At 67.5% G+C, this 23,708-nt stretch carries 22 protein-coding genes and 1 tRNA gene; 10 read left to right on the top strand and 13 right to left on the bottom strand.

Annotated elements, in window-relative coordinates:
• Positions 1 to 79: 79 nt before the first annotated feature.
• Positions 80 to 3,637, bottom strand: a complete 3,558-nt coding sequence (gene mfd / locus VL15_RS22150) for a transcription-repair coupling factor (RefSeq protein WP_155420274.1) — start codon at positions 3,635 to 3,637, stop codon at positions 80 to 82.
• A gap of 20 nt (positions 3,638 to 3,657) precedes the next feature.
• On the opposite strand from mfd, the gene ispD reads away from it, so the two are divergent.
• Together ispD and ispF are read left to right on the top strand one after the other, a co-directional pair.
• Positions 3,658 to 4,368: a 2-C-methyl-D-erythritol 4-phosphate cytidylyltransferase gene (gene ispD / locus VL15_RS22145; protein ID WP_048248517.1), complete on the top strand. Its 711-nt coding sequence runs from the start codon at positions 3,658 to 3,660 to the stop codon at positions 4,366 to 4,368.
• Positions 4,369 to 4,396: 28 nt separating this feature from the next.
• On the top strand, positions 4,397 to 4,882 hold the full coding sequence (ispF, locus tag VL15_RS22140; RefSeq protein ID WP_048248516.1) for a 2-C-methyl-D-erythritol 2,4-cyclodiphosphate synthase: 486 nt from the start codon (positions 4,397 to 4,399) through the stop codon (positions 4,880 to 4,882).
• A gap of 146 nt (positions 4,883 to 5,028) precedes the next feature.
• Here ispF and VL15_RS22135 read toward each other — a convergent pair whose 3' ends face one another.
• The 4 genes from VL15_RS22135 to ompR all read right to left on the bottom strand — a co-directional run bounded on the left by VL15_RS22135 (position 5,029) and on the right by ompR (position 8,506).
• The gene (locus VL15_RS22135) at positions 5,029 to 5,556 is read right to left on the bottom strand and encodes a carboxymuconolactone decarboxylase family protein (RefSeq protein ID WP_048248515.1); all 528 of its coding nucleotides are present in this window, start codon (positions 5,554 to 5,556) and stop codon (positions 5,029 to 5,031) included.
• 76 nt (positions 5,557 to 5,632) lie between these two features.
• Positions 5,633 to 6,181, bottom strand: coding sequence for a peroxiredoxin (locus tag VL15_RS22130; protein WP_048248514.1), 549 nt, complete (start codon positions 6,179 to 6,181; stop codon positions 5,633 to 5,635).
• Between the two features lie 189 nt (positions 6,182 to 6,370).
• The gene (locus tag VL15_RS22125) at positions 6,371 to 7,732 is read right to left on the bottom strand and encodes an ATP-binding protein (protein ID WP_048248513.1); all 1,362 of its coding nucleotides are present in this window, start codon (positions 7,730 to 7,732) and stop codon (positions 6,371 to 6,373) included.
• 39 nt (positions 7,733 to 7,771) lie between these two features.
• Entirely contained in the window at positions 7,772 to 8,506 is a 735-nt protein-coding gene (gene ompR / locus VL15_RS22120) for a two-component system response regulator OmpR (protein WP_006478565.1), read from the bottom strand.
• 258 nt (positions 8,507 to 8,764) lie between these two features.
• Here ompR and VL15_RS22115 point away from each other — a divergent pair, with 258 nt between their 5' ends.
• The 3 genes from VL15_RS22115 to VL15_RS22105 all read left to right on the top strand — a co-directional run bounded on the left by VL15_RS22115 (position 8,765) and on the right by VL15_RS22105 (position 11,959).
• Positions 8,765 to 9,043 carry a hypothetical protein gene (locus VL15_RS22115; RefSeq protein ID WP_048248512.1) on the top strand — a complete coding sequence of 93 codons (279 nt, stop codon included), beginning with the start codon at positions 8,765 to 8,767 and terminating at the stop codon, positions 9,041 to 9,043.
• 134 nt (positions 9,044 to 9,177) lie between these two features.
• Positions 9,178 to 10,677 (top strand): DUF1800 domain-containing protein, encoded by a 1,500-nt coding sequence (locus VL15_RS22110; RefSeq protein ID WP_048248905.1) that lies wholly within the window; start codon positions 9,178 to 9,180, stop codon positions 10,675 to 10,677.
• A gap of 67 nt (positions 10,678 to 10,744) precedes the next feature.
• On the top strand, positions 10,745 to 11,959 hold the full coding sequence (locus VL15_RS22105; protein WP_048248511.1) for a DUF1501 domain-containing protein: 1,215 nt from the start codon (positions 10,745 to 10,747) through the stop codon (positions 11,957 to 11,959).
• 10 nt (positions 11,960 to 11,969) lie between these two features.
• On the opposite strand, the gene hpnD is transcribed toward VL15_RS22105, so the two are convergent.
• The gene (gene hpnD / locus VL15_RS22100; protein WP_048248510.1) at positions 11,970 to 12,803 is read right to left on the bottom strand and encodes a presqualene diphosphate synthase HpnD; all 834 of its coding nucleotides are present in this window, start codon (positions 12,801 to 12,803) and stop codon (positions 11,970 to 11,972) included.
• Between the two features lie 237 nt (positions 12,804 to 13,040).
• On the opposite strand from hpnD, the gene VL15_RS22095 reads away from it, so the two are divergent.
• Both VL15_RS22095 and VL15_RS22090 read left to right on the top strand, forming a co-directional pair.
• Positions 13,041 to 13,127, top strand: a tRNA-Leu gene (locus VL15_RS22095).
• Positions 13,128 to 13,320: 193 nt separating this feature from the next.
• The gene (locus VL15_RS22090; RefSeq protein WP_048248509.1) at positions 13,321 to 13,614 is read left to right on the top strand and encodes a hypothetical protein; all 294 of its coding nucleotides are present in this window, start codon (positions 13,321 to 13,323) and stop codon (positions 13,612 to 13,614) included.
• 104 nt (positions 13,615 to 13,718) lie between these two features.
• Here VL15_RS22090 and VL15_RS22085 read toward each other — a convergent pair whose 3' ends face one another.
• From VL15_RS22085 to VL15_RS22065, 5 genes are all read right to left on the bottom strand, one after another.
• Positions 13,719 to 13,949: a hypothetical protein gene (locus VL15_RS22085; protein WP_048248508.1), complete on the bottom strand. Its 231-nt coding sequence runs from the start codon at positions 13,947 to 13,949 to the stop codon at positions 13,719 to 13,721.
• A 111-nt stretch (positions 13,950 to 14,060) separates the two neighbouring features.
• On the bottom strand, positions 14,061 to 15,170 hold the full coding sequence (locus tag VL15_RS22080; RefSeq protein WP_048248507.1) for a class II histone deacetylase: 1,110 nt from the start codon (positions 15,168 to 15,170) through the stop codon (positions 14,061 to 14,063).
• Positions 15,171 to 15,186: 16 nt separating this feature from the next.
• Entirely contained in the window at positions 15,187 to 16,395 is a 1,209-nt protein-coding gene (locus VL15_RS22075; RefSeq protein WP_048248506.1) for an MFS transporter, read from the bottom strand.
• A gap of 22 nt (positions 16,396 to 16,417) precedes the next feature.
• A complete protein-coding gene (locus tag VL15_RS22070) occupies positions 16,418 to 17,464 on the bottom strand; it encodes a porin (protein ID WP_048248504.1) in 1,047 nt (348 codons plus the stop codon).
• On the bottom strand, positions 17,461 to 17,646 hold the full coding sequence (locus tag VL15_RS22065) for a hypothetical protein (RefSeq protein WP_048248502.1): 186 nt from the start codon (positions 17,644 to 17,646) through the stop codon (positions 17,461 to 17,463). Before VL15_RS22065 ends, VL15_RS22070 begins: the two co-directional genes overlap by 4 nt.
• 120 nt (positions 17,647 to 17,766) lie before the next feature.
• Here VL15_RS22065 and VL15_RS22060 point away from each other — a divergent pair, with 120 nt between their 5' ends.
• Both VL15_RS22060 and VL15_RS22055 read left to right on the top strand, forming a co-directional pair.
• On the top strand, positions 17,767 to 18,912 hold the full coding sequence (locus tag VL15_RS22060) for a helix-turn-helix transcriptional regulator (protein ID WP_048248501.1): 1,146 nt from the start codon (positions 17,767 to 17,769) through the stop codon (positions 18,910 to 18,912).
• A 100-nt stretch (positions 18,913 to 19,012) separates the two neighbouring features.
• On the top strand, positions 19,013 to 20,011 hold the full coding sequence (locus VL15_RS22055) for a 2-dehydropantoate 2-reductase (RefSeq protein WP_048248499.1): 999 nt from the start codon (positions 19,013 to 19,015) through the stop codon (positions 20,009 to 20,011).
• 188 nt (positions 20,012 to 20,199) lie between these two features.
• On the opposite strand, the gene VL15_RS22050 is transcribed toward VL15_RS22055, so the two are convergent.
• Entirely contained in the window at positions 20,200 to 20,649 is a 450-nt protein-coding gene (locus VL15_RS22050) for a MarR family winged helix-turn-helix transcriptional regulator (protein ID WP_048248498.1), read from the bottom strand.
• 62 nt (positions 20,650 to 20,711) lie between these two features.
• Positions 20,712 to 21,857, bottom strand: a complete 1,146-nt coding sequence (locus VL15_RS22045) for a glycerate kinase (RefSeq protein ID WP_048248496.1) — start codon at positions 21,855 to 21,857, stop codon at positions 20,712 to 20,714.
• A 375-nt stretch (positions 21,858 to 22,232) separates the two neighbouring features.
• On the opposite strand from VL15_RS22045, the gene tig reads away from it, so the two are divergent.
• The gene (gene tig, locus VL15_RS22040) at positions 22,233 to 23,579 is read left to right on the top strand and encodes a trigger factor (RefSeq protein ID WP_048248495.1); all 1,347 of its coding nucleotides are present in this window, start codon (positions 22,233 to 22,235) and stop codon (positions 23,577 to 23,579) included.
• Positions 23,580 to 23,708: the final 129 nt, after the last annotated feature.

Genomic DNA, 23,708 nt, shown 5'->3' with positions numbered 1-23,708 from the left:
GATGAATGGGAAAATCATACTCAAAAACGCGCCGGGCCGCCCGCGCCGGGCGCGGTGCGGTGCAGCATCGACGCGGCCGTCAGCGTGCCGCGGCCGCCGCTCCCTGCTTCGGGCCGAGCGCGCGCAGCGTTTCCTTGATCGTCGATACGCGGATCGCGAGATCGGGCGAGCGCGTTTCGATGCGCAGCTTGTCCTGGCCCGCGAGCTTGATGTGCCGGTGCTTCTGCACCATCTCGATGATCCGCATCGGATCGATCGGCGGATTCGGCTCGAACTGCAGCCCGATCGCGACTTCGCTCGCGTCGATCTTCACGATGCCCAGCGGCTTCGCGGCGATGCGCAGCCGGTGCGTCTCGACCAGCGCGTGCGCCTGCGGCGGCAGCTTGCCGAAACGGTCGATCAGTTCTTCCTGGATGCCGTCGATCGAGTCGCCGTGCTCGCAGTTCGCGAGGCGCTTGTACAGCGACAGCCGTTCCTGCACGTCCGCGCAGTAGTCGGCCGGCAGGATCGCGGGCGCATGCAGGTTGATTTCCGTCGTCGCGGCGAGCGGCGCGGTGAGGTCGGGCTCCTTGCCGTTCTTCAGCGCCTTCACCGCGTCGTTCAGCATGTCCGTATAGAGCTGGAAGCCGATCTCGTGGATTTCGCCCGACTGCTTGTCGCCGAGCACTTCGCCGGTGCCGCGGATCTCGAGGTCGTGCATCGCGAGATAGAAGCCCGAACCGAGTTCCTCCATCTGCTGGATCGCCTCGAGCCGGCGCTGCGCCTGCTTGGTCAGCGCCTGCGGATCGTGGACCAGCAGGTACGCATAGGCCTGGTGGTGTGAGCGGCCGACGCGGCCGCGCAGCTGGTGGAGTTGCGCAAGGCCGAACTTGTCCGAGCGGTGCATGATGATCGTGTTCGCGCTCGGCACATCGATGCCGGTCTCGATGATGGTCGTGCACAGCAGCACGTTCGCGCGCTGCGCGACGAAATCGCGCATCACGCGTTCGAGCTCGCGCTCGTGCATCTGGCCGTGCGCGATCACGATGCGCGCTTCGGGCACGAGCGCCTCGAGCATCGCCTTGCGGTTCTCGATCGTCTCGACCTCGTTGTGCAGGAAATACACCTGGCCGCCGCGCTTGAGCTCGCGCAGCATCGCCTCGCGGATCACGCTTTCCTCCTCGCGGCGCACGAAGGTCTTGATCGCGAGCCGCTTCTGCGGCGCGGTCGCGATCACCGAGAAATCGCGCAACCCTTCGAGCGCCATCCCGAGCGTGCGCGGGATCGGCGTCGCGGTGAGCGTCAGCACGTCGACTTCCGCGCGCAGCGCTTTCAGCGCTTCCTTCTGGCGCACGCCGAAACGGTGTTCCTCGTCGATGATCACGAGGCCGAGGCGCTTGAACTGCACGTCCGACGACAGCAGCTTGTGCGTGCCGATCACGATGTCGACGCTGCCTTCGTTGATCTGCGCGATCGCCGTGTTCACTTCCTTCGTGGTCTTGAAGCGCGACAGCTCGACGATCCGCACCGGCCAGTCCGCGAAGCGGTCGACGAAGGTCTGCGTGTGCTGCTCGGCGAGCAGCGTCGTGGGCGACAGCAGCGCGACCTGCTTGCCGCCCATCACCGCGATGAACGCGGCGCGCAGCGCGACCTCGGTCTTGCCGAAGCCGACGTCGCCGCACACGAGGCGATCCATCGGCTTGCCGCTCGTCATGTCGCCGATCACGGCGGCGATCGCCGCGGCCTGGTCGGGCGTTTCCTCGAAGCCGAAGCTTTCCGCGAATTTCACGTAGTCGCGCGGGTCGAGCGCGAACGCGTGGCCTTCGCGGGCCGCGCGGCGCGCGTACAGGTTCAGCAGTTCGGCGGCCGTATCGCGGATCTGCTGCGCGGCCTTGCGCTTCGCGCGTTCCCACTGGCCGGAGCCGAGCGCGTGCAGCGGGGCGCTGTCGGGATCGGCGCCGCTGTAGCGCGAGATCACGTGCAATTGCGCGACGGGCACGTAGAGCTTGCTCTCGCCCGAGTATTCGAGATGCAGGAATTCGGTGTCGCCTTCGCCGAGATCCATCGACACGAGGCCCATGTAGCGGCCGATGCCGTGCTGCGCGTGGACGACTGGGTCGCCGACCTTCAGCTCCGACAGGTCGCGCACCATCGCGTCGACGTTGCTGGCCTGTTCCTGCCGGCGGCGGCCCGCGCGGCGGCCGAGCGCGCCGTACAGCTCGGTTTCGGTGACGATCGCGTAGCCTTCGCCCGGCACCGAGAAACCGCTCGACAGCGGCGCGACGCCGAGCGCGAAGCGTTCGTCGCTCGTAAGCCAGCCCGCGAAGTGGTCGTTCGACACGGGGCGCAGGTGATGCTCGGCGAGCAACTGCAGGATCGTTTCGCGGCGGCCGGCCGATTCGACGGTCAGCAGCACGCGCTTGCCCGACGATTCGACGAACGTGCGCAGCGACGCGAGCGGATCGTCCGCATGGCGGTCGACGGTGAGCTCGGGCAGCCCCGTCGCCCAGCCGCCGGCCGGTTGCGCGGGCAGCACGACGCGCGCGAACGGCTTCGCGAACGCGAAGAAATCCTCGTCGGACAGGAACAGGCGCTGCGGCTCGAGGATCGGCCGCTCGCGATCGTGCGACAGGAACGCGTGGCGCTGCTTCGTGTCGGCCGTGAAGCGGCGGATCGACGCTTCGAGATCGCCGGCGAACACGAGGTGCGCGTCCTGCGGCAGGTAGTGGAACAGCGTGGCCGTCTCGTCGAAGAAGAGCGGCAGGTAATACTCGATGCCGGCCGACGGCACGCCGTTGCCGATGTCCTTGTAGATCGGCGCGCGGCTCGGGTCGCCTTCGAAGGTCTCGCGCCAGCGGCTGCGGAAGGCCGTGCGCGCGGCTTCGTCGAACGGAAACTCGCGGCCGGGCAGCAGCCGCACGTCGCGCACCGGGTAGAGGCTGCGCTGCGTGTCGGGATCGAACGCGCGGATCGAGTCGACCTGGTCGTCGAACAGGTCGATCCGGTACGGCAGCGGCGAACCCATCGGATACAGGTCGATCAGCGAGCCGCGCACGCAGTATTCGCCGGGCCGCACGACCTGGCTCACGTGCTCGTAGCCGGCCAGCGTGAGCTGTGCCTTCAGTTTCGCCTCGTCGAGCCGTTCGCCCTGCGCGAACGCGAACGTGTACGCGGCCATGAACGACGCGGGCGGCATCCGGTACAGCGCGGTGGTGGCGGGCACCAGCAGGATGTCGCAGCGGCCCTCGCCGAGGTCGTGCAGCGTCGCGAGACGCTCCGACACGAGGTCCTGGTGCGGCGAGAACGTGTCGTACGGCAGCGTTTCCCAGTCCGGCAGCAGGCGCACGCGAGCGTCGGGCGAGAAATAGGGGATTTCCTGCGAAAGCCGCTGGGCGTCGACCGCGTTCGCGCAGATCACGGCGAGGAGCGGCACGTCCGGACGGTTGTCGGCGAGATAACGGGCGATGGCGAGCGCGTCGGCGGAGCCATGCGCGCCGTCGAAGGCGAAACGCTGACCGGGCTTGACGCGGGCAACGGGCGAGGCGGACGGGGTGAAAGCGTTATCTGGCATAGGGACGGCAGGGGTGGCGTGCACGGGCGCACACGGTGCGCCGGTCGAGACGAAAGACCTATTATAAAATCCGCTTCTCGATTTCATCTTTCCGGCGTTTTCCTTTCGTGACTCCCCGACTTTTCGCCCTGATTCCCTGTGCCGGCACGGGCAGCCGTTCCGGTTCGGCCGTGCCGAAGCAATATCGCACGCTGGCCGGCCGCGCGCTCCTGCATTACACGCTCGCCGCGTTCGACGCGTGCAGCGAATTCGCGCAGACGCTCGTCGTCCTCGCACCCGACGATGCCCATTTCGACGCGCGCCGCTTCGCGGGCCTGCGCTTCGCGGTGCGCCGCTGCGGCGGCGGCTCGCGGCAGGCGTCGGTGCTGAACGGGCTGCTCGAGCTGGGCGAATTCGGCGCGACCGATCACGACTGGGTGCTCGTGCACGACGCCGCGCGCCCGGGCATCACGCCGGAGCTGATCCGCACGCTCGTCGCGACGCTGAAGGACGACCCGGTCGGCGGCATCGTCGCGCTGCCGGTGGCCGATACGCTCAAACGCGTGCCGGCCGGCGGCGACGCGATCGCGCGTACCGAGTCGCGCGACGCGCTGTGGCAGGCGCAGACGCCGCAGATGTTCCGCATCGGCATGCTGCGCGAGGCGATCCTGCGCGCGCAGCGTGAAGGGCACGACCTGACCGACGAAGCGAGCGCGATCGAATGGGCCGGCCATACGCCGCGCGTCGTGCAGGGCAGCCTGCGCAACTTCAAGGTCACGTACCCGGAAGATTTCGCGCTCGCGGAAGCGATCCTCGCGCGCCCCGCGACCGCTTCCTGACTTTTACCCCATCTCAATCGGAACACGCATGGATTTCAGAATCGGACAAGGCTACGACGTGCACCAGCTCGTCCCGGGGCGCCCCCTCATCATCGGCGGCGTGACGATTCCGTACGAGCGCGGCCTGCTCGGTCACTCGGACGCGGACGTGCTGCTGCACGCGGTCACCGACGCGCTGTTCGGCGCGGCGGCACTCGGCGACATCGGCCGCCATTTCTCCGACACGGACGCGGCGTTCAAGGGCGCGGACAGCCGCGTGCTGCTGCGCGAGTGCGCCGCACGGGTCAAGGCGGGCGGCTTCACGATCCAGAACGTCGACAGCACCGTGATCGCGCAGGCACCGAAGCTCGCGCCGCACATCGACGGCATGCGAGCGAACATCGCGGCCGATCTCGGGCTGCCGCTCGATCGCGTGAACGTGAAGGCGAAGACCAACGAGAAGCTCGGCTATCTCGGTCGCGGCGACGGGATCGAGGCGCAGGCCGCCGCGTTGCTCGTGAAGCAGGGCGGCTGACGCCCGGCCGTCGCGGTGTGCGGTTCGCTCCGCGCGCCGTGGTGCGGAAATGAAAAATGCCACGCTTTAGCGTGGCATTTTCGTTTGCAGCGGCGGCCGCGCCGGCATGGCTGCCGGCCGCGCGGCGCAACCGCTCATGCGGCCATTCACTCGCCTTCGGCGGCGATCACCTGCGCGGCGGCGTTGATCACCGACGCGATGCGGCCGACGTCGCGCAGTTGCGTGACGGTCATCCCTTGCTCGTTCTTCAGCAGCGCGTAGTGCGACTTCACGCAGAAGTGGCACTTGCCGACGATCGACGCGGCGAGCGCGTACATCTCGAACTTGCGCTTGTCGACGCCACCGTGCGTCGCATACGCGCCCATCCGCAGCTCGGCGCGCTGCGTCTTCAGGTCGGCGTCGTCGGCCATCTCGACATACGGATACCAGGTGTTGTTCATCCCCATCAGCGCGGCCGCCGTCAGCACGGCGTTCGTCTCTTCGGGCGACAGCACGCCGGCCTCGCGGATCGTCTTCACGAGCACGCTGCTCTTCGCCGCGATCGCCGCTGCCAGCGCGACGCCGACCGCGTCGGTGCCTTCGAGCGACGAGCGCGAGATCGTGCCGTCGAGGTTCAGGCGAATGTCCTTCGCGTAGTCGGGAATACGCGCCTTAATCGAATCGATGAATTCCATTGATATCTCCTATGGGTTGGCCGTTAAAAAAGCCCGCAGGCAGGACGTGCGCCGCGGGCTTCGTGCATCGATGCGCTTACAGCGTTGCGCCGCCGACTGCACGGTTGCACGGGCACAGTTCGTCCGTTTGCAGGCCGTCCAGAATACGCAGGACTTCTGCCGGGCTACGGCCGACGTTCAGGTTGTTCACCGAAACGTGCTGGATCGTGTTGTCCGGATCGATGATGAACGTTGCACGCAGGGCCACGCCGGCTTCCTTGTCGCGCACGCCGAGCTGGTCGATCAGCTCGCCCTTGACGTCGCCGAACGCGTAGTGGTTCAGCTTGTCCAGGTCCTTGTGCTCACGGCGCCATGCGAGCTTGACGAATTCGTTGTCCGAGCTGCCGCCCAGCAGGATGGCGTCGCGCTCTTCGAACTGCTTCGTGAGCTTCGCGAACTCGACGATTTCCGTCGGGCACACGAACGTGAAATCCTTCGGATAGAAGTAGATGATCTTCCACTTGCCCGGGAACGACGCTTCGGTGACGGTCTCGAACGCCGACTGGCCGTTTTCCTCGTGATGATTGAAGCCCGGCTTCGCGGCTACGACGGTGAAAGCTTCGAGTTTATCGCCCACGGTTTTCATGCGGATACTCCTGTATGAGTTGGGAAGAAGACTGAGTCAAGCTACCTCGGTGCTGCAACGATGCTGTGACAGCATGGGGAAGACTCTAACACTATTAATAAAACACTTCAATAGATTTTAACTAATGATCTTCATAGTTTTTTTCAACTGGATCGATAGTGTGAAGTGCGAGGGGCGCGGGCGAGCGCGTCACGCGGTCGCACGCGCCTTGCCGGCGCCGGGGAATTCGACCGTGACTTCGAGGCCCGCTTCGGGGTTGCGGTTGCGCAGGCGCAGCGCGCCGCGATAGCGGCCGACGAGCCGCAGCACGATCGCCATCCCGAGGCCCGTGCCGTCCGCCTTGGTGCGCGCGGTGTCGACGCGGTAGAACGGCCGCATCACGAGCGGCAGCTGATCCTCGGGGATGCCGGGGCCTTCGTCGCTCACCGACAGCTCGACGCGCGCGTGCGACACGCGCGTCTCGAGCGTGATGCGCGAGATGCCGTCCTGCTTGCTCTGGCCGTACTTGCGCGCGTTCTCGACGAGGTTGCCGATCACGCGGCGCATGTCGGTCTCGTCGGCTTCGATGATCGCGCGCGGCGCGAGCCGCGTATGGATCTCGACGCCGTCCTCGCCCGACACGCGTGCGGCGACTTCCTGCGCGATCGACGACAGGTCGACGGGCTCGGGCCTGCGCTGCGACGGGCGCGCGTAGTCGATGAAGGCCGCGATGATGCGGTCCATCTGTTCGATGTCGTCGACCATCGCGTCCTTGGTCGCCTGGTCGGACGGGCTCATCTCGGTTTCGAGGCGCAGCCGCGCGAGCGGCGTGCGCAGGTCGTGCGAGATGCCCGCGAGCATCAGCGCGCGGTCGGCCTCGAGCTGTTCGAGGTCGCGCACCATCTGGTTGAAGCTGCGATTGGTGTCGGCCGCGACACCCATCCCGCGCTCGGGCAGCAACTCGGGTGTCTGGCCCGAGCCGATCTGGCGCGCGGCGAGCGCGAGCCGCGCGAACGGCCGGTTCACGAGGCTCGTGATGAACGCGGAGCCGAACAGCGACAGCGCGAGCGCGAACAGCCCCCAGCCGGCCCACTGCAGGCCCGTGACGTTGTCGAGCTGGTCGCGGTCGAGCGCGACCCAGTAATCGTCGTCGTCGATCTTGAAGCTGATCCACACGCCGGGAATGTCGTTGACCGATTGCGCGATCACGGTGTCGTCGCCGAGACGGCTGCGGATGTCGTGTTCGATCAGGCGGTTCAGCGATTCGTCGGGCTGCAGCTTGAACTTGTCGGTTTTCTCGCGCGGGTAAACGCGCACGCCCTCGTTGCTCTCGAGATCCTGCAGCAGCGCGCGCCGCAGATCGGGATCGGAATAGAGCAGGGCGGTGCGCGTGAGCTTCACGATCGCGACGAGCTGCAGCGCGACGCGCTGCGCACGCGGCTCGCGCTCGATGACGCGAAAGCTCTGGAACCACGCGGCGAGACTGACCGAGATCAGCAGCGCGATCAGCAGGAAGGTGCGCCAGAACAGCCCGCCGAACGCGAGCTGCAGGAGGCGCCGGTCAATACGCATGGGACGGGCCGTGGGGGGCGAAACCGGAAAAGAAAAAGATCAGGCGGCGCCGTCCGGGATGAACACGTAGCCGAGGCCCCAGACGGTCTGGATGAAACGCGGGCTGCCCGGATCCGGTTCGATCAGCTTGCGCAGGCGCGAAATCTGCACGTCGAGGCTGCGGTCGAACACTTCGTATTCACGACCGCGCGCGAGCTCCATCAGCTTCTCGCGCGACAGCGGCTGGCGCGGATGGCGTGCGAACACCTTCAGCACCGAGAATTCGCCGGTCGTCAGCGGAATTTCCTGGCCGGACTTCGTCAGCGTGCGCGTCGCGAGGTTCAGCGAGAACTCGCCGAACTCGAACACCTCGGTGGTTTCCGACGGCGCGCCCGGCAGTTCGGCCGGTGCCTGGCGGCGCAGCACCGCATGAATGCGCGCGACGAGCTCGCGCGGGTTGAACGGCTTCGGCAGGTAATCGTCGGCGCCCATCTCGAGGCCGACGATGCGATCGACATCCTCGCCCTTCGCGGTGAGCATGATGATCGGCGTGCGGTCATTGCTGCCGCGCAGGCGGCGGCAGATCGACAGGCCGTCTTCGCCGGGGAGCATCAGGTCGAGCACGAGCAGGTCGAAACGCTCGCGTACCCAGAGCTTGTTCATCGCGGTCGCGTTTTCCGCGACATATACGTTGAAACCCTGCTCGCCGAGATAGCGGCGCAGCAGATCGCGCAGGCGCGGGTCGTCGTCGACGACGAGAATCTTGGAGGGGTTTTTCGTTTCCATGATCGGCATCTTATCGCGAATGGGAATTGACGCACGGCCACGTATTTTCGTGCGTTACAGTCAGTTACAAAATTTACCCGTAGTGTCGCGCAGAGTAAAGGCAGGCTATAGAGATTCCTTTACTCGAAGCTGAAATTCGGTAGATACTCCCCAGCACTCCATCTTTCATCTTTGCACACCCGATTTCCGCAGGGTTTTTCAAGTACCAGAGGTAGCCGGTTGCCGCGTGACGAAGGGAACAAATCGACCAAAGAAGCGAGGACGGTCATGCGATCTGTCCGGATTGCACTGATGCTGACGATCGCGCTCGCCGGTCCGTATGCGTCGAACTTCGCGTATGCGCAACGTCCCGAGCAGGGCGCCCCGTCGCGCAAGCCGCCGCGCGGCAAGGCGCCGCAGCCCGATCGTCCCGCCGAGATGACGGTCCGTTCCGCCGTGCCTCCCGATCTCGAACAGCGCCGCCGTGACGGGCATATGACGCCCGAAGAACGCCACCTCTTGCGCCAGCACATCGAAGACGCCGTTCGCGAGTTGTACAAGCGCTGACACGCGCCGTTTTTCTCATTGCGCGGAAAATCCCGCGCGGAAAAAATTCGTAGCAATTTTTCCGTCAACTTTCGCCTGTCGAATGCCGTTGTATCGGCATCCGCACCGCCGGTGCGTTCCGGGAGTCCATGACGATGAAAGCGAACGCTGCCGTACCGGCGCCGTCGCCCGCTATGCAGTCGCCGCTCGACGCCGACGATGCGTTGTTTTTCCTGAGCCGCACCGGTTTTTCTCCCGCGCCCGCCGATGTCGCGCGCGTCGTCGGCATGACGCGCGCGCAGGTCGTTGCCGACACGCTCGGCAATGTTCGCCGCGAACCCGTCACGACCTGGCCGGACTGGATCGGCACGTTGCCGCCGACGCGCGCGCAGCGCCAGGCGCTGACGCCCGACATGCGGCGCGACGAACAGAACGAGCGCAATCACCGCTACGATGCGTTGCGCGCGGCCTGGGTCAACGAGATGGTCGTCACGCCGTCGCCGCTGACCGAGCGCATGACGCTGTTCTGGCACGGGCATTTCACGTCGGGGCAGGACAAGGTGCCTTACCCGCAGACGATGGCCGCGCAGAACGCGCTGTTTCGCAGCGAGGCGCTCGGCAACTTCGGCACGCTGCTGCACGCGGTCGCGAAGGATCCGGCGATGCTGCAGTATCTCGACGGCGCGAGCAATCGGAAGGGGCGCCCGAACGAGAACTTCGCGCGCGAGGTGATGGAGCTGTTCACGCTCGGCGAAGGACACTACACGCAATACGACGTGACCGAAGCCGCGCGCGCGATGACGGGCTGGACGGTCGATCCCGATACGCTGCGCTTCCAGGTGCGGCCGGATCTGCACGACGCGGGTGTCAAGACGATTCTCGGCGAAACGGGGCCGTTCGACGGCGACGGCTTTCTCGACATCCTGCTGAAGCGGCCGGGCACCGCGCGCTTCATCGTCGGCAAGCTGTGGCGCGAGTTCGTGTCCGATACGCCCGACGCGGGCTCGCTCGATGCGGTGGCCGACCGGTTTCGCGCGAGCGGCTACGACATTCGCGCGGCGCTCGCCGCGCTGTGGTCGACCGACGCGTTCTGGGATCCGCGCAACCGCGGCGTGCTCGTCAAGTCGCCGGCCGAGTTCGTCGTCGGGTCGGTGCGGCTGTTCGACGTTGCCTACGGCGATCCGCAGATGCTCGCGAACACCGTGCGCACGCTCGGGCAGAACCTGTTCTATCCGCCGAACGTGAAGGGCTGGCCCGGCGGCGCGTTATGGATCAACAGCACCACGCTGCTCGCGCGCAAGCAGTTCGTCGAGCAACTGTTCCGCGCGACGGAGACGGCCGGCATGCGGCCGCCCGGGCATGCGATGGCGCCGCCGCCGAATGCCCGGGTGCATGCGATGCCGGTGGCCGACACGGCGTCCGCCGCCGGCATGCGCGGGCCGGCCAAGCCCGCGCGTGCCGGCCTGCGCTTCGATCTCGAACGCTGGCTTGCGCAATATCGTGCGCGGCCGCAGGCGATCGCGGGATTGTCGACCGAGCTTCAGTTGCAGCACGCGGTGCTGCAACTTTCACCGGTCGCGGCGATCGACACGGATTCGACCGGCAGCGCGTATCTCGAAGCGCTGCTGATGGATCCGGCCTATCAACTGAAATGATGCAAACGACGACGAATCGGGGAGCCGGTGCGGTAAAGGTGCCGGGCGGCAAACCAAAGGATGCGCGATGAACCGACGTGATTTTCTGACGCTGACGGGCGCGGCGGCCGCGGCCGGCGTGTCGATGTGGCAGTCGCCCGCGCTGGCGGCCGCATCGACGGGACGGCAACCGGCGGCCGGGTATGCGAACGTGCTGATCCTCGTCGAGCTGAAGGGCGGCAACGACGGCCTCAACACGGTGGTCCCGTATGCGGACCCGCTGTACTACCAGTTCCGGCGCGGCATCGGCATCAAGCGCGAGCAGGTGCTGCAACTCGATGCGCACACGGGGCTGCACCCGTCGCTCGCGCCGCTGATGCCGCTGTGGCGCGACGGACAGGTCGCGGTCGTGCAGGGCGTCGGTTATCCGCAGCCGAACCTGTCGCATTTCCGCTCGATCGAGATCTGGGATACCGCGTCGCGCTCGGACCAGTACCTGCACGAAGGCTGGCTCACGCGCACGTTCGCGCAGGCGCCCGTGCCGCCCGGTTTCGCGGCGGACGGCGTCGTGCTCGGCAGCGCCGAGATGGGGCCGCTCGCGAACGGCGCGCGTGCGATCGCGCTCGTCAATCCCGCGCAGTTCATCCGTGCGGCCCGGCTCGCCGAGCCGTCGTCGCTGCGCGAGCAGAACCCGGCGCTCGCGCACATCATCGACGTCGAGAACGACATCGTGAAGGCGGCCGACCGGCTGCGCCCGCGCGGCGGGATGCGTGAATTCAAGACGGCATTTCCGGCCGGCGCGTTCGGCACGTCGGTCAAGACCGCGATGCAGGTGCTGGCCGCGTGCGAAGCGTCCGGGCCTGGCGCGCAGGATGGCGTCGCGGTACTGCGCCTGACGCTCAACGGCTTCGACACGCACCAGAACCAGCCGGGGCAGCAGGCCGCGCTGCTCAAGCAGTTCGCGGAAGGGATGAGCGCGATGCGCGGCGCGCTGATCGAGCTCGGGCGCTGGAACCAGACGCTCGTGATGACGTATGCGGAATTCGGGCGGCGCGTGCACGAGAACCAGAGCAACGGCACCGATCACGGCACGGCCGCGCCGCATTTCGTGATGGGGGGCCGGGTGGCCGGCGGGCTGTATGGCGCGCCGCCGGCGCTTGGGCGGCTCGACGGCAATGGCAACCTGCCGGTCGCGGTCGATTTCCGCCAGCTCTACGCGACCGTGCTGGGTCCGTGGTGGGGGCTCGATGCGACGCGCGTGCTGCAGCAGCGCTTCGACACGCTGCCGTTGTTGAAGGCGTGATGCGCCGGGTTCAGCGCCGGCGCGCGGCGCGCCACGCGATCCACAGCTTGCGGATCGGCGTCAGCGCGATGCGCTGATGCAGCACCTGGTAGCCGCCGCGTTCGATTTCGTCGAGCAGCGCGCCGGCCAGTGCGATCTGCGCGCGCAGCGTGCGCTGCGCGCGGCGCTCGGATGCGGGGATCGCCGCTTCAGCGGCGGCAAGCGCCTCGCGCGCGCGGGCCGTCTGGAATTGCAGCAATTCGGTGAAGGCGGGGCTGTAGCGGCGGTTCAGCAGATCGGCCGCGGTCACGTTGTAGCGCTGCAGTTCGTCGATCGGCAGGTAGATGCGGCCGTGGCGCGCGTCGTTGCCGAGTTCCTGCACGAATTGCGCGAGCATCAGCGCGTGGCCGGCGTCCGCGGCCCACGGTTGCGGGTCGGCCGGGTTCGCTGCGCCTGCGCGCGCGACCAGCGACGCGAAGGTGCCGCCGGCCTGTGCGATGTAGCGCCGCAGGTTCGCGAAATCGAGGTAGCGCGCCTGTTCGAGGTCCATCCCGTAACCGTTGACGAGCGTGCGCAGCGCGTCGGCCTCGGCGGCGATCGCCGGATGATGCTGCGCGAGCGCCTTCGTGACGGGGTGCGACGGTTCTCCGGCGGCCAGCGCCGCGAGTTCCTTGTGCCACCACGCAAGCTTCGTGTGACCGACGGTCGGGTCGCTGGTTTCCTTGACGGTTTCCTCGAGTTCGCGACGCAACGCGAACAGCGCCGTCAGGCGCGGCTGCGCGGCGAGCGGCGCCTGACGCAACGCGTAGTAGACGCTGGAGCCCGCGGGGGCGGCCTTTTGCTGACAGTAGTCGTCGAAGTTCACGGGCGGAATCGTGTGGGGGGCGGGTTCGGGGGACGCGCGGCGGCACGGTGCCGAAACGTCGAGCGCGGCATTCTAGCACCGCCGCACGACGGGTGCCGGCGGGGCGAGACAAGCCCGCACGGATCGGGTAGAATCTCGCGCTCGCCTGATCGGGTGTGCCGGTTTTCGAGCCGGCGTGACGTCCCGGGCGCGTGGAGAACGCATCTTGCGTGCCGCGCGGTCAGGCGACAGAAATGCGCGTGAGTGGCGAAATTGGTAGACGCACCAGGTTTAGGTCCTGACGCCCGCAAGGGTGTGCCGGTTCGAGTCCGGCCTCACGCACCAGAAGTCGAACCCGCACCCGCCAGGATGCGTGTTCCGGAAAAAGCGCTGCCGGTCGGCTGACCGCAGCGCTTTTTCTTTTGATGCCGGCGCTTTCTCTGGAATGCGGGCATTAACGAGCGCTCACGGAACGTCGGCCGCGTGTAATATCGTGATCACTTTTCATATAAGAAGCACATTACGCCGAGGGCCACCGATGAAGAACACCGCACGCTTGCCGATTTCCATTTTCGCGCTGATGCTGGCCGCGCCGGCATTTGCCTCTACGCCCGCCGAAAACGTCGCATGGAGCGCCAAACCCGTGCAGACGGTTGCAGCGTCGTCGGCGTGCTCCGCTTACTCGGGGCGCGTGATGTCGAGCGGTGAGCCGTTGTCGACGGAAAACGTGCTGAAAGCGCTCGGCACGTCGTTGGCCGGCGCCGCGCTGGGCGCCGTTGCCGGCGGATATCAGGGCGCAGCCCCCAATCCGTGCCCGCGCCCCGGCCTGTGACCGGTTCGCAAGCGAACCGCAGGGTTCGCCGCTTCGTCTGACACAAGCTCGATAACAAGCGCCGCGCGTCACCCGACCGCGGCGCTTTGTCGTTTCAGGCGCGCCTACTCCCAGAAGCTCCGGATCGCGACCGCCACGATCACCGGCACCGAGAACACCAGCGGGATCGCGAAATACTGCGCTTCGCGATCGACGACCCAGCTATAGATCACCCACGCCGCGCCGATCGCGAACGTGATGAGGCCGACCGTGACGGCGGCGATGTTCAGGACCAGCTTCGAAGGCTGGCGGCGCGTCTTGGCATTGTCGTTGTTATCGCGCGGGGACGATTTCATCGGAAGAGTGCGGCTTCGGGCCGGAACAGGGGTAAATGCACAGGAAACCCCATCCGCACGGATCGCGCAAGGGCCGGCGCGTGCCGGCCCCGTCACGCGGGTTCCCGCGCGTTACAACCCGAACGCCGAAGCCAGTTCATCGATCAGTTCGCGCTGGAACGCGACGAACCGCTTGCCCGGTTGCTGTGCGATCGCGAGATCGAGCATCGGATCGGCGACGTCGGTACGGATGCCGGCCATCACCTCGACGATCGCGAGCCCGCAGAACGGCACGTACGCTTCCGAATACCCGCCTTCATGAACGATCACGAGCCGCCCGCCGCAATGACGCTGCGCCGCATCCTTCACAGCGTGCGTCATGAACCGGTAGCTGTCGGTATGCAGTTGCATGCGCGCAAGCGGATCGACCGCGCTCGCGTCGAGGCCGCTCGCGACGACGATCAGCTCGGGCCGGAAACGCTCGAGCGCCGGTAGCACGATCCGCTCGAACGCATAGCGATACGCGTCGTCGCCGCTGCCCGCGAGCAGCGGCACGTTCAGGTTCGCGCCGACGCCCGCGCCTTCGCCGCGATCGTCCGCGCCGCTGTAGCCGGGCGGGAAGCAGCGGTCCTGGTGCAGCGAGATCGTCAGCGTGTCCGGATCGTCGTAGTAGATCGACTGCGTGCCGTTGCCGTGATGCACGTCCCAGTCGATCACCGCGACGCGCTCGATGCCGTGTTTCGCGCGGGCGGCCTCGATCGCGATCGGGATGTTCGCCAGCAGGCAGAAGCCCATCGGCCGGTCGCGCAGGCAGTGATGGCCGGGCGGCCGCGACAGCGAGAACGCATTGGCCGCGTGCTCGGCAACGACGGTGTCGACGGCAGCGATCGCGAGGCCGGCCGACAGCGCGGCGATCTCGTAGCTGCCTTTGCCAAACGGCGCGAGATCGCCGAGATCGCCGCCGTTCGCATCGCTGAGTGCGCGGAACGCGTCGAGATAACGCGCGGGATGAATGCGCAGCAGGTCGGCGGTCGATGCCGGCGCGGCGCCGCGCAGGTCGAGCTGTGCGGCCAGCCCCGAGGCCTGCACGAGCGACAGGAAGCGACGCTTCGAATCGGGCGATTCCGCGTAGCCCGCGCTCGATGGCGGCTGGACCCAGCCGCCGACCGGGAAGAACAGCGCGTGCGTGCCGCCGGTATGCCAGAAAGTGCGTTCGTCGGTGAAGAAGGCAGTGCGGTTCATGGACGTTTGTGACCTGTCACGGTTGGGAGGAAACGGAAGGGCGTGCGCGGCGATCGAGATGGCGCAGCGCGGCGAACGAGATAATCGCGACGGCCGTCGCGGCCGAGTACAGCGCGCGCATCGTGCCGCCCGCGTCGAGCATCAACCCGGCGAGCAGCGGGCCGGCCGCGAGGCCGGCGCCGATCACGAAATTGAGCGTTGCGACGAGGCGGCCCGACGTGTCGATCTGCGCGACGGTCGCGAGGATGAACGGCAGCACGAACGTCCACGCGAACTTGAACGCGAAGATCGCCGCGCTGTAGCCGCCGGCGTGCCGCATCGCGGCGAGCGCGACGAGCGAGGCCGTGAGCAGCGCGTAACCGGCGGCCAGCATCGCGCGCCGCGCAAGCCGGCCGCCTGCGCACGAGGCGAGCGCCGCGCCGGCGATCCCCATCACGCTCGCGATCGCGAGCACGTTGCCGGTCGACTGCGGGTCGAGCCCGGCTTCCGTTGCAGCGCGGCTCGCGAAGGTCCACACGCTGCCGATCGCGAGATAGAACGTCAGCACCGCGCCGATCGCGAGCGCAATGAAATGCCGCGGCGTATGCGGTGCATTTCCGCGCGCGGTTTGTGCGGATGCCGTCCGTACGCCGAGCGACGACGGAAAACCGCGCGACAGCGGCGCCGCGAGCAGTGCGAGCGCGGCGAGTGCGACATACAGCGCGCGCAGCCCGAATGCGGCGAACACATGCGGCAGCAAGAACAGGCCGATCGCGCCCGCGATCAACTGGCCGACGACCCACAGGCCGTACACGCGGTCGCTGTTCTCGCTGGTTGCCGCGCTCGTCATGCAGAGCACCATCAGCGATCCGCCGCCGAGCGCCGTGACGGCGCGCAGCGCGAGCAGCACGGTGAAGTCCGGCATCCACAGCGCGGTCAGCAGGTTGCCCGCGCCGAACAGCGCGATCGCGAACGCGGCGACGCGGCGCGCGTCCACACGGCCGAGCCACAGGTACGACGGCACGGTCGCGAGGCTGAACGCACCGAGTTCGACGAAGAAGTAGGTGCCGATCTGCGACGCGGACAGCCCGAGCTGCGTCGCAAGCTGGCCGGCGACGGCCGGCGCCACGAGCAGCAGCAGCGGTGTGATGGCCGCGAACACGACGAGCGCGACGAGCGTCGAGCGCGCGAAGGTCGACGCGCGGCCGTCGTGCGAAAGTGCGGCATCCGGGGACAGGGTTTTCATGGCGGGTTCTCGTGTGGGGAAATCAGAACAGGTGGTACATGCCGACCATCGCGCCGAACTGCGACGCGCCGGCGAGCGGCGTCGGGTCGTATTCGTAGACGGTCTGCGAGCTCTGGCCGCTGTTGCGCGCGTAACCGAGGTTCACGTATGCGACGGTGCGTTTCGACAGCGCGTACGTGGTGCTCGCGATGAAGAGCGTCGGATGGCCGATCGCCGGCGTGTGCGAGTCGGTGTGGTACACGCCCGCGTTCAGGCCGATCCCGTTCGACGTCAGGTAACGCGCACCGCCCCAGACGATCGTGCGCGCCGCATCGAGGTCGCCTGTCAGGCGTTCGACGCCGGCATAGACGGTGAGCGGCAAGGTGGCGAATGCGTAGCGCGCGGCGAGCGTGCCGAGTTCGCGCCGTCGCGCCGACGTGTCGTCGGCCCCCGACACGTCGCCGTGCGCCTGGTGCAGCACCGCGCTGACCGACAGGCCGTTGCTCGTGTACTGGCCGCCGAGTTCGAGCACGCGTCCGGCGCGCGTATTGCCGGCGACGCCGGACGTCGCGGCAAGCGCCTCGACGTCGAAGCCGGCGAACGTCGGCGACTGGTACTTGACCGAGTGGTCGATGAAGTTCGCGGTCATCGGCACGATCACGCCCTGGCCGCTGTACGACGCATACCAGAGCGGGTCGTAGAACAACGTCTTGTCGAACAGCACGCTGAATTGCCGGCCGAGCGTGACGGTGCCGACCGGCCCCGCGATGCCCACGTACGCGCCGCGGAAGAACGCGTAGCCGGGCACGGTCGCGGTGCCGTCGTCGAGGTTGAGGCCCTGTTCGAGCTTGAACAGCGCGCGCCAGCCGCCGCCGAGATCCTCGTTGCCTTTCAGCCCGATCTGCGAAGGCAGGATGCCGTAGTTCTGCAACTGCACGGCCGCGTGGCGCCCGTCGGCGTGCGTCAGGTATTGCACGCCGGCGTCGAGCGCGCCGTACAGCGTGAGGGTCGACTGCGCGTGCGCGGCGGCGCTGCACGCGGCGAGCGTCGCGGCGGCCGCGGCCGTGCGGATGAAGCGGGGTTTCGTCACGTCGGGTTCTCCATGCCGTCCTGCATCGGTTTGTCGTTGGTGTTGTCGCGACGCAGTGTCCGCAGCGGGAAAACCTTCGAACAGTCGTACAGATGAACGGTGCGGAAAACCCGCGGTGCGCGGCTTGGACGTAGCGCGATGCCGCGACGCGGCGTGCTGCGCAGCAGCAACGTGTCGCGCACCGTTCAAATGGATGGGGTTGATGCCCGTTCCGGCACCGTGGCCCGCCAAAAAAGCCGCTCGCTATAATCGGCCGGTGTCGTTGCGCACATCAGCAGCCCGATCGGGCAGGGGAGCGGAAGGTGAGGATCACGACGGATATCGGGCAGGATCTCGATGCGCTGCGCGACGTGCCGGCCGCCATCGTGCTCGACGAATTCGCGTGGCCGCCACGGCCGTCCCGTCGTGCCGATTTCGACGGCGTCACGCGGGGCGACGCGTCGCAGCGCGAACTCGGGCTAATGCTGCTCGACCTGTACGCGGTTGCCGCACAGTCCGGCATCGGCGAATTCGAATACCGTTTCTTTTCGCTGCTGCAGGCGCTCGTTCCGTTCGATGCCGCATGGACCGGCGTCGCGACGCATGCGCCGACCGGCCCGGTGATGCACAACAGCTTCCTGTTCCGCCTGCCTCACGCGTTCTTCAGCGACTGGAAGCGCGTGCGCGATTGCGACCCGCTCGCGCACCGCACGTTGCACGGCGCGCACGGTCGCGCGGTGCGGTTGTCGGTCGTCGAGCCGGGGCTCGATGCGCGGTTTCGCGACTGGTGCGTGAAGTACGGGCTCGCGCAACTGATGTGCGTGTGCACGCTCGATCGCCGCTTCGGCCTGACGACGTTCATGTCGATTTACCGCCAGGGCCTGAATCGCCCGTTCAGCGACGACGATGCGCGCCGATTCGAGGAAGTGATTCCACATCTGGCGGCCGCGCTCACGATCAATCGCGCCGCGCAGCTCACGCGCGAACGTGGCGATGCGGTTGCGCCGGCGGCGCGCGCGCTGTGCGACAACTTCGGCGTGCTGCATCATGCCGATCACGGTTTCGACGACGTGCTGCGCACCGAATGGCCGGCATGGGTCGGCGCGCGCGTGCCGGAGCCCCTCGTCGCACACCTGCGGCGCCAGTCGGGCCAGCCGTTCGTCGGCGAAGCATTGCGCATCCAGTGCGTGCCCGTCGCGGGGCTGTTCCAGATCGAGGCGCGGCCACGCTCGCTGCTCGACCGGTTGAGCCCGCGCGAACTCGCGGCGATCCGCTATTACGGTGCCGGGCGTTCGCACAAGGAAGTCGCGCAGCAGATGGCGATTTCGCCGACGACCGTGCGCCACTATCTGCGCTGCGCGTACCGCAAGCTCGGCATGCACGACAAGAGCCAGATCGCGGGCGTGCTTGGCGCGACGAGCGGCGCGGCCGACGACGAGCCGGTGGCAGCCGGCGGCGAGCCGCGCTGAAGCGGGTGAGCGCGGGCGCGCCGCACGCCGTCATGCAAATGGTTGTGCCCGCAACCATTGAGCGTTATGCTCGTCAGCTCCCAGGAGATGGAATTTCATCATGAACGACACGAATTCAGGGTCGGTGCGCGCAGCGGTGGTCGGTGTGGGCGCGATCGGCGGATTGCTCGCTGCCGCGCTGTCGCGGGCCGGCATGACCGTGAGCGCGTATGCGCGCGGCGCAACGCTCGATGCGCTGAATACGCACGGCGTGCGCGTGATCGACGAGGCGGGCGTTGTTTCGTCGGTTCCGGTGCGTGCGAGCGACGATGCGGGCGCGCTCGGCGTGCAGGACTACGTGGTGATCGCGTTGAAGGCGCAGGCGCTGCCGGCGCTGGCCGCGCGCATTGCGCCGCTGGTCGGGCCGCACACCGTGATCGTCGCCGCGATGAACGGGCTGCCGTGGTGGTTCACGCACGGGCTCGAAGGGCCGATCGACGGCGTGCCGCTCGACGCGGTCGATCCGGCCGGCGCCGTGTCGGCGGCGCTGCCGCCCGCGCAGGCGATCGGCTGCGTCGTGCATCTGTCGTCGAGCACCGACGCGCCGGGCGTCGTGCGCCGCGGCCGCGGCAACCGGCTGATCGTCGGTGCCCCCGATGCACGGCTCGACGCGGCCACCGCGCGGTTTGCCGCAGCGCTTGTGGCGGGTGGTTTCGACGTCGAGTCGACGCCCGCGATCCGGACCGAGATCTGGACGAAGCTGTGGGGCAACATGAACATGAATCCGTTGAGCGCGCTGACGGGGTCGACGGCCGAGCAGTTGCTCGACGATCCGTTCACGCAGGATCTCGCGCTGCGGATGATGGAAGAGGCCAGCGCGATCGGCGCGAAGCTCGGTCTGTCGACGGGGATGAGCGGGCCCGAGCGGATCGCGGTCACGCGCAAGCTGGGTGCGTTCAAGACGTCGATGCTGCAGGATTTCGAGGCAGGGCGTTCGCTCGAGATCGGGCCGATCCTCGGCGTGTTTCCGGAACTCGGGCGTAAGCTCGACGTGCCGACGCCGTATTGCGACGCGGTGCTCGGGCTGGTGCGCCAGCGCGCGGTAAACAGCGGCCTGTAGCGCGTGAGCGGCCGCTGCATGCGCGGCCTCGGCCCGGCGGCGAACCGCGAACCTTTCGACGCCGCCGCACGATGCAAAGCGGGCCACCCGCGCCGCTGGTGGTGCGACCCGGGTGGCCCGTCGAATTCATCTGATCAATGCCGCCGGCAGGGTTCGGCAGCGTGCCGGCGCCAAACCCGCGATGCGGGTCAGTCGTCCCGCTCGGTCGCGTGCGTGACGACCTTGTCGAGCAGCCGTTCGAACGTCTGGCGTTCGCTGTCGGACAGGCATGCGAGCAAGCCGTCGTTCCACTTGCGCACGATCGGCATGATCTTGCGATGCAGCGCGCGACCGTCGGCGGTCAGCGCGATCAGCACGATCCGGCCATCCTCGTCGCTCGTGCTGCGCTCGAGCAGCCCCTGGCGCAGCAGCGCTTCGGCCGCGCGGCTCGCCTGGCTCTTGTCGAGATTGGTGTGGCGCGCGAGATCCATGATCGAGAACGGACCGAAGGCGCCGACGGCGGCGATCACGCGCGCCTCGGGCAGCGAGATGTCGAGCTTGTGCCGATACACCTCGCCGATCCCGCGGTCGGATCGCTTCGTGAGCGCGTGGAGGCGATAGGTCAGAAACTGATCGAGCCCGGCTTGACGGCCTTTCATGTCGAATCCTGAAGAAAAAGGGCGGGCCCGATTGTTCCTGTATCGAGCGCTCGGGTCAACGGTCAGTGTGCGCCGTATTTCAGGCGCGTCAATTGCTCCGCTTCGTTCGCGAGCAGGTTCGCCGCGTCGCGGATCGCGACGTCGAGCGTGATCGGCCCGGGAGCCGGCGAGAAGCAGCCGGAAAAATGTTCGGACAGGCGCGGCAGCGCGGCCGGGTCGACCGCGCCCGACAGCAGCGACGCCGGCACGCCGGCGGCCTGCGCATGCCGGCACGCGATGAACGGCGCCTTGCCGTGCAGCGTCTGCACGTCGGAGCGGCCTTCGCCGGTGATCAGCCAGTCGGCGCCGGCAAGCGCCGCGTCGAGCCCGACCTGCCGCGCGACCACTTCGGCGCCGGCTTCGAATTGCGCGCCGAGCATGTGCAGCGCGAAACCGAGGCCGCCCGCGGCGCCGGCGCCCGGCAGATCGCGGCCACGCCGGTCGAGCGCGGCCTCGAGCAGGTCGGCGAAGCGGCCGAGTGCGGCGTCGAGCGTCGCAACCTGCTCCGGCGTCACGCCTTTTTGCGGGCCGAACACGGCGGTTGCGCCGTGCGCGCCCGTCAGCGGGTTGTCGACGTCGGACATGCCGATGAATTCCGTTTCCTTCAGGCGCGGGTCGAGCCCCGACGCGTCGATGCGCGCGATGTCGGCGAGCCGCGACGGCACGGGCTCGACCGGCTGGCCGCCGGCGTCGAAGCACTGCAGGCCGAGGCCCACGAGCAGCCCGGCACCCGCGTCGTTGGTGCTGCTGCCGCCGAGCGCGACGAAGAAGCGGCGCACGCCGTCGTCGAGCAGCGTGCGGATCGCCTCGCCCATTCCTCGCGTGCTGCGCGCATCCACCGCCACGCTCATGCCGACCGGGTCCGTAATGCCGACGATCTCGGCCGTTTCGACGATCGCGGTGCGCGCGTCGATCACGCCGACCGCCGCGTCGCGAGCCGCGAGCGACGCGCCGGCCACCCGCAGCGCGCGCCGCGTGCCGCCACCTGCCAGCATCGCGTCGAGCGTGCCTTCGCCGCCGTCGGCCATCGGGCAGCTGCGCACGACCGCATCGGGGCGGGCGCGGCGGATGCCGGTGGCGATCGCATCCGCGACCTGCTCGGCGGAAAGCGAGCCTTTGAACGAATCGGGCGCGATGACGACGACAGGCGCGGACGGGTGTTGCGGCATGGTGTCTCCGGAAGGCGTGATTGGTGTGAAGAATAATGGGGGCGCGACGGCGCCTCACCCTCGATCGGAGCTTACAGGATGGCGGGCCCGTGGTGGATACGGCGTTCGGCATAGCGGCGATCCGCGCGCATTGCCGTGCAATGGGTTGCCGACACGGCGGGGACGCATGCGCATCGCGCCGATCTGGCGGTGTGAGGAAAATTGTTTGCTAGAATAGTCGATTCTTCCGGCCAAAGCCGTGCTCCGAGCCGCTTGCGCTAGCCATTCGGCGCGTGCAGGGATGGCGTGGCGCTCCGGCGCGGCGTATGCAATGCCGCAGGCAGGCACGGCAAGGAAAACCCGATTCGCTCGAATAATTTTAGGACGATTGAAGCCATGGCTAACGTTGTTGAGAACCTCGGCAAGCTTGAACGCCGCGTGACGATTTCCCTGCCGAAAGACACCGTGCAGAAGGAAATCGACGCCCGTATTCAGAAACTCGCGAAGAACGTGCGCATGCCGGGTTTCCGCCCGGGCAAGGTGCCGCTGAAGATGGTCGCGCAACAGTACGCGGGTCAGGTCGAGGCGGAAGTGCTGAGCGACAAGATCGGCCAGGAATTCTTCACGATCAGCCGCGCGGAAAACCTGCGCGTCGCCGGCCAGCCGAGCTTCGAGCCGAAGCAGGAGCAGGCTGAAGATGCGTACGCGTTCGACGCGACGTTCGAGGTCTACCCGGAAGTGAAGATCGGCGATCTGGCGACGGCTGAAGTCGAGCGCTCGACGACGTCGATCAGCGACGCCGAAATCGACCGCACGCTGGACATCCTGCGCAAGCAGCGCGTGCACTTCCACGCACGCGGCGAAGCCGGCGACCATGGTGACGGCGGCGCGGACACCGCAGCCAAGAACGGCGACCGCGTGACGGTCGACTTCGTCGGCAAGATCGACGACGTCGCGTTCCAGGGCGGCACCGCTGAAGATTTCCCGTTCGTGCTCGGCGAAGGCCGCATGCTGCCGGAATTCGAAACCGCGGCGCTGGGCCTGAAGGCCGGCGAAGCGCGCACGTTCGACCTGAAGTTCCCGGACGATTACCACGGCGCTGACGTGGCAGGCAAGACCGCGCAATTCACGGTCACGATGAAGAAGATCGAGTGGCCGCACCTGCCGGAAATCGACGGCGAATTCGCGAAGTCGCTCGGCATCGAAGACGGCGACCTCACTAAGATGCGCGGCGAGATCAAGGAAAACCTCGAACGCGAAGCGAAGCGCCGCACGCAGTCCATCGTCAAGAACCAGGTGATGGACGCGCTGCTGAAGATCTCCGAACTCGACGTGCCGAAGGCGCTGATCGAGCAGGACCAGCAACGCCTCGTCGAAATGGCTCGCCAGGATCTGGCGCAGCGCGGCGTGCCGAACGCGAAGGACGCACCGATCCCGGCCGAGATGTTCGCCGAGCAGGCCGAGCGCCGCGTGAAGCTGGGCCTCGTGCTGGCCGAGCTCGTGAAGTCGAACAACCTCGAAGCGAAGCCGGAACAGATCCGCGCGGAAGTCGACGAGTTCGCCAAGAGCTACGAAGACCCGAAGGAAGTGGTCCGCTGGTATTATTCCAACCAGCAGCGCCTCGCCGAGATGGAAGCGTTCGTCGTTGAAAGCAACGTCGTCGATTTCGTGCTGGGCAAGGCGAAGGTGACGGACAAGGAAGTGAGCTTCGAGGCACTCGCGAGCGCGTCGTCGCAAGCGTAAGTGTCGCTCTAGCGGCGTGCCGGCTGTCGGAGCGACGGCCTGCACGCCGTTTTTACGTCAAGCGCACGGTTGCCATTAATATGGCGATTGAGCGGGCGGCTTCCTTCCGTTCAATTTTCCATTCGAACA

The sequence above is a fragment of the Burkholderia cepacia genome (assembly GCF_001039005.1).
Lineage (GTDB): Bacteria > Pseudomonadota > Gammaproteobacteria > Burkholderiales > Burkholderiaceae > Burkholderia > Burkholderia theae.
Note: the sequence above shows the minus strand (reverse complement) of the source record. Positions and strands in the feature narration are given on the sequence as shown.